Origin of the sequence: Bartonella queenslandensis AUST/NH15 (assembly GCF_000312585.1) — a bacterium.
GTDB classification, from domain to species: Bacteria; Pseudomonadota; Alphaproteobacteria; order Rhizobiales; family Rhizobiaceae; genus Bartonella; species Bartonella queenslandensis_A.
The window spans coordinates 1-5,444 of record NZ_HE997998.1 but is presented as its reverse complement, the minus strand read 5'-3'; the positions used below and the strand labels follow the sequence as shown (position 1 = coordinate 5,444).

The window sequence follows — 5,444 nt, the reverse complement described above, 5'->3', positions numbered from 1 at the left end:
GTGAAAGCCCCTCTAGAAAAGGGTGATCAAGTTGTTATTCAAGGGGTGCAAATGCTTTATCCAGGAAGTAAAGTAATTATTGATGATCCACAGTCCCATCAATAGCAATTATCAGCAATTTATGGAACGGATATACAATGAGCCAAGAATTGAGCATAAAGCAGTCAGTGTCGCAGGTGGAGCAAGGTGGTCTCATTGCCTTATTTATTCGCAGACCGGTTTTTACTTTTGTTTTAAATGCCATGATCATCATTGCAGGATTTGCAGCATGGTTGAATGTTGATGTGAGAGAATTACCCGATGTTGATACGCCAGTAACAACGATAATGACGATGTTTTCTGGTGCATCAGCGGAAACAATTGATCGTGAAGTAACAAAAGTTATAGAAGATGCTGTTTCTCGTGTTTCAGGTGTTAAGACGATTTCTTCAACATCTTCTTTTGGACGCTCCCGTGTGCAGATTAATTTTAACGTCGGTGTTGATTTGAATGTAGCGGCATCTGATCTTCGTGATGCTCTGTCTCGCATTGCTTATTCTTTACCCAAAAATGCAGATTCACCTTTGATTATTAAAGCAGATTCGAATGCTGCTGCCATGATGTATTTAGTTGTAACATCGCCAACAATGAGTATTGATGATTTAACAACAGTTGTAGATGATCAGATTGTTGATGCGATTTCTGCTGTTGATGGTGTTGGTGATGTACAGGTCGATAGTGCTCGCACAAAGATTTTTCAGATTGATATAGATCAAGCAAAACTTGCAAGTTATGGATTAACTGTCGCAGATATTTCACGTATTCTTTCTGATATGACAACGGATGTACCAGTAGGATCGTTACGCAATTCTAAGCAAACTTTAGTGGTCCGTGCTACGGCACGTTTAACCACACCAGAATCTTTTGAACAAGTTGTTTTAAAGCCTCATGTACATCTTGGTGATGTTGCACATGTTACTTTGTCACCTGATATAGAAAATGTTATTCTTCGTATCAACGGAAAGACAGGGATTGGATTAGGGATTGTGCGTAAAGCACAATCCAACACCCTTAATATTTCTGCAGGTGTGAGAGCCGTTGTTGATAATCTCAAAAGTGTCGTTCCTTCTTCTGTACATATAGACGTTATTAGTGACGATGCAATTTTTATTAAAAGCGCCCTTTATGAGGTTGAAGTGGCGTTGGTTATTGCTATTTTGAGCGTTATTTTGGTTATTTTTCTTTTTCTCAGGGACATTCGTGTAACGCTGATACCTGCTGTATCTCTTCCAGTCGCTTTGATTGGTACCATTGCAGCTATTTATCTTGTAGGGTTTTCATTGAATATTCTCACATTTTTAGGACTTGTTTTGGCAACAGGGCTTGTTGTGGATGATGCCATTGTGGTTCTGGAAAATATTGTTCGATGGCGCAATATGGGGATAGGGTCTAGAGCTGCGGCAGTGTTAGGTACCCGTGAAGTTTTTTTTGCGGTTGTCGCAACAACATTGACGTTAGTGGCTGTATTTGTCCCTATCTCCTTTCTTCCTGGACAAGTTGGAGGACTTTTTAGAGAATTTGGTTTTGTTTTGGCAATTTCTATTTTGCTTTCTTCAATCGTTGCCTTAACGCTTTGTCCTATGTTGGCTTCACGTTTTCTCAAAGAACATGTTGAAGAGAAAGAAAAAAATGCCCATCATAATTTTACTTTTTTATATAAATTAGGGACTTTTTTTCATAAGGCATATACTTACAGTTTGCATAAGTGTTTAGAAAAGCCTCGGACTGTTGTTTTTACTTCACTTGCTTTTGCAGCTCTTTGCATTGGAGGCTATACGAAGTTGCAACAAGAATTAACGCCCGCAGAAGACAGAGCTCTTATCTTTTTGGTCATTAATGGCCCCCAAGGTATTTCAACACAATATTTGAACGAGCAGGTAGAGAAAATTGAAGAAAGTCTACAGCCATTACGTGATGCGGGTGAGATTGCTAATAGCTACTCTATTGCGGGTATTGGCGGTTCACCCAATACTGCTTTTTTGGTTTTATTACTTTCATCTTGGGATAAACGTTTACGCAGTCAGCAAGAAATCATAAAAGATGTTAATGCAAAGGTTAGGCAGTTTCCGGCAGTTTTTGTCTTTGCTGCGGAGGGCAATTCTCTAGGTGTGAGAGGAACGGGGCAAGGGTTACAATTTGCAATTCTTGGCAATGATTACGCAGCATTACAACCCATTGCTGATAAGTTGGTGCGTGCTCTACAAGCTGATCCGCGTTTTATTCGCCCACGTCTTACTGTTGATGCCACACAACCGCAATTTTTTATTGAAATCAATCGAAAAAAAGCCTCCGATTTAGGGATTGATATCACCAATTTGGGCGATACATTACAAGCAATGTTGGATGGTAAAAAGATTGGCTCTATTAACGTAGATGATCACTCTTACGATGTTAAACTGATATCGCGTAAAAATTCTATGAAGAGTCCTAGTGATTTAGAAAATATTTTTTTAAAGACTAAAGACAATCGGTATGTTCCTTTATCGGTTATTGCGCGTTTACATGAAAAAGCTATCGCTCCCCAATTAAAACGGGAAAAACGCATGAGCGCTGTCATTTTAAGCGCAAATCTTGCTCCAGATATCACTTTAGGGGATGCTTATCAAACGGTACAAAAAATTGCATCTCCTTTATTATCGAAAGGAACCTACGTGGTTCCTTTAGGGGAAGCGGAAACACTTAATGAAACATCTTCCAATTTTATGATTGTTTTTGGTATTGCCTTTTTGATTATTTTATTGATTTTAGCGGCTCAGTTTGAAAGCTTTATTTCAGGATTCATTATCATGGCCACTGTTCCATTGGGAATTGGTTGTGCTGTAATTGCTATGCTACTAAGTGGTGTGAGTCTTAATATTTACAGTCAAATTGGATTAATTTTGTTAATTGGCGTTATGGCAAAAAATGGTATTCTCATTGTTGAATTTGCAGATCAATTACGTGATCAAGGAAGAAGCGTGCGTGAAGCTATAGAAGAAGCAGCAAACATTCGTCTTCGTCCAGTTTGTATGACAATGATTTGTGCCATTTTAGGGGGTATTCCTTTGGTTTTAGCTAAAGGTGCTGGTGCGGAAGCCCGTATAGCTTTAGGGTGGGTTATCGTTGGTGGTTTAGGTTTAGCAACTATTTTTACGCTTTACCTTACACCGGTTGTTTATCTTTTATTGGGGCGTTTTATAAGATCAAAAGCAGAAGAAGATTTACGCTTAATAAAAGAACTCAATCAAGCTAAATGATGTATCGAGTAGAAAGAATTTGAAAATTTATTCTTGTAAAAATACTATTTTCGGATCTTATTTTTTTTACTTTTATATTCCTTCATTTTGATTTGAGAAGTGAAGAGAGCGAGCAATCAAGGAAACGTTTTCTACTTTGTTATTGTTTGGGCATAGATTTCATTATCAATAACCGTATAGGATAAGCTTATGGGAGATAGCTTTTCGATTCGAAATGAAAAAGCTTTTGAAACTGCGTTAAGAGCTTTAAAGAACCATGCTGCAAAGGATGGGGTCTCTAATATTCGTCAACATTTTGTAGAGGATGACCAGCGTTTTTCCCATTTTTCTCTTAGGCTTGATGATCTTCTTTTCGATTTTTCAAAATGTGGTGTAACATTTAAAACATTACAACTTCTAGATGATTTAGCTGTCGCAGCAGATGTGTTAAGCCGGCGTGATGCAATGTTTTCTGGTCAGACGATTAATACAACAGAAAAACGCTCCGTTCTTCATACTGCATTACGTTTACCTGCTGACGAAATTTTCATGTTGGATGGTCGTAATCTTATTCCCGATATTCAAGATGTTCTTGAAGATATGGAACGATTTTCTGAAAAGGTCCGTGATGGCATCTATAAGGGAAGCAGTGGAAAGAGAATAAGTGATATTGTCAATATTGGTATTGGTGGCTCTGATCTTGGTCCTGCAATGGTCACATATGCTTTAAAACCTTATCATGATGGTCCACGTTGTCATTTTGTTTCTAACGCTGACAGTGCCCATATTTCTGATACTCTCTCTATTTTGAATCCAGCAACAACGCTTTTTGTCATTGCTTCTAAAACTTTTACAACGACTGAAACAATGGTAAATGCTCAAGTTGCACGTCAGTGGATTTGTTCACATTTAGGGGAAGAAGCTATTGACACGCATTTTGTCGCTGTTTCGAGTGCACTTGATAAAGTCGTAGAATTTGGCATAGATTCGACCAGAGTTTTTAAATTTTGGAATTGGGTTGGAGGACGTTATTCCATTTGGTCCGCCATTGGGCTTGTTGTTATGTTTGCAATAGGGGGGCGAAATTTTCGCCAATTTCTCAATGGTGCTTTACAAATGGACCAACATTTTAAAACCATGCCTTTACATAACAATATTCCTATTCGATTTGCTCTTTTAGGGTTCTGGCATCGTGTTATTTGTGGTTATTCATCACGTTCTATCATTCCTTATGCACAGCGCTTAATACATTTTCCAGCTTATTTACAACAGCTTGATATGGAATCAAATGGAAAGCAAGTCTCGCTGGATGGAAAACCATTAAATTTTTCAAGTGGCCCGATCGTTTGGGGTGATTCAGGAACAAATAGTCAACATGCTTTTTTTCAGCTTCTGCATCAAGGAACAGATGTTATTCCTGTAGAATTTATTTTATTTATAAAAGGGCATGAGAAAAATTTAAATTCTATGTATGAGATATTGCTAGCAAACGGTTTAGCGCAATCAAAAGCCTTGATGAAGGGCCGTAGTATTGAAGATGCTCGGCATATTTTGATAAAAAATGGTGTTGATGAACGTGAAGCAGATCATTTAGCACTTCATAGAAGTTTTAAAGGAAACCGTCCAAGCATTACGTTGGTTCAAGATTTATTAACGCCTTTTTCACTCGGTCGTCTCATTGCACTTTATGAGCATCGTATTTTTGTTGAAGGGATTTTAATGAATATTAATTCATTTGATCAATGGGGTGTTGAACTTGGTAAGGAATTAGCAAATGAGTTGTTACCAATTCTTCGTGGAGAAAGTAAAGCGGATAAACGCGATAGTTCAACATTAGGGTTGCTCGCACATATTCAGACAAGACGTACAAAAATAAATATAATTTGATGATAGGTTCTAACTAATTAAGCAAAGATAAAATCAGAGAAAAATATAGATAACCCTTTAATTTTACTATATCCTTCATTTATTGCTGAATTGGATTTTTGTGATAGAAAATCAAAAAAAGTGCAAAAATTGTAAAAATGAGAATTTATGATCAACAATGATAAAGGAGTCTGAAAGGTTTTGAAGATCTTTTGTGAATTCTTTTAAAATATTTTGAAAAATAGATTGGTACAAAATTCAAGCCAAAATACACAAAATCCACGGACAAGCCACGATTAAAACTATTTTAATAATATCAATTTA

The 5,444-nt window shown here is 37.2% G+C and carries 2 protein-coding genes; both read left to right on the top strand.

Features of this window, described 5'->3' with window-relative positions; all coding sequences use genetic code 11:
• Nucleotides 1-137 precede the first annotated feature (137 nt).
• Nucleotides 138-3,275 (top strand): efflux RND transporter permease subunit, encoded by a 3,138-nt coding sequence (locus BN338_RS03930; RefSeq protein ID WP_039759245.1) that lies wholly within the window; start codon nt 138-140, stop codon nt 3,273-3,275.
• 189 nt (nt 3,276-3,464) lie between these two features.
• Nucleotides 3,465-5,141 carry a glucose-6-phosphate isomerase gene (gene pgi / locus BN338_RS03925; protein ID WP_039759242.1) on the top strand — a complete coding sequence of 559 codons (1,677 nt, stop codon included), beginning with the start codon at nt 3,465-3,467 and terminating at the stop codon, nt 5,139-5,141.
• Nucleotides 5,142-5,444 lie beyond the last annotated feature (303 nt).

What these genes read in the sequence shown, in the direction of transcription:
- pgi (WP_039759242.1), top strand. Translation starts at nt 3,465, where the DNA reads ATGGGAGATAGCTTTTCGATTCGAAATGAAAAAGCTTTTGAAACTGCG.
- BN338_RS03930 (WP_039759245.1), top strand. Translation starts at nt 138, where the DNA reads ATGAGCCAAGAATTGAGCATAAAGCAGTCAGTGTCGCAGGTGGAGCAA.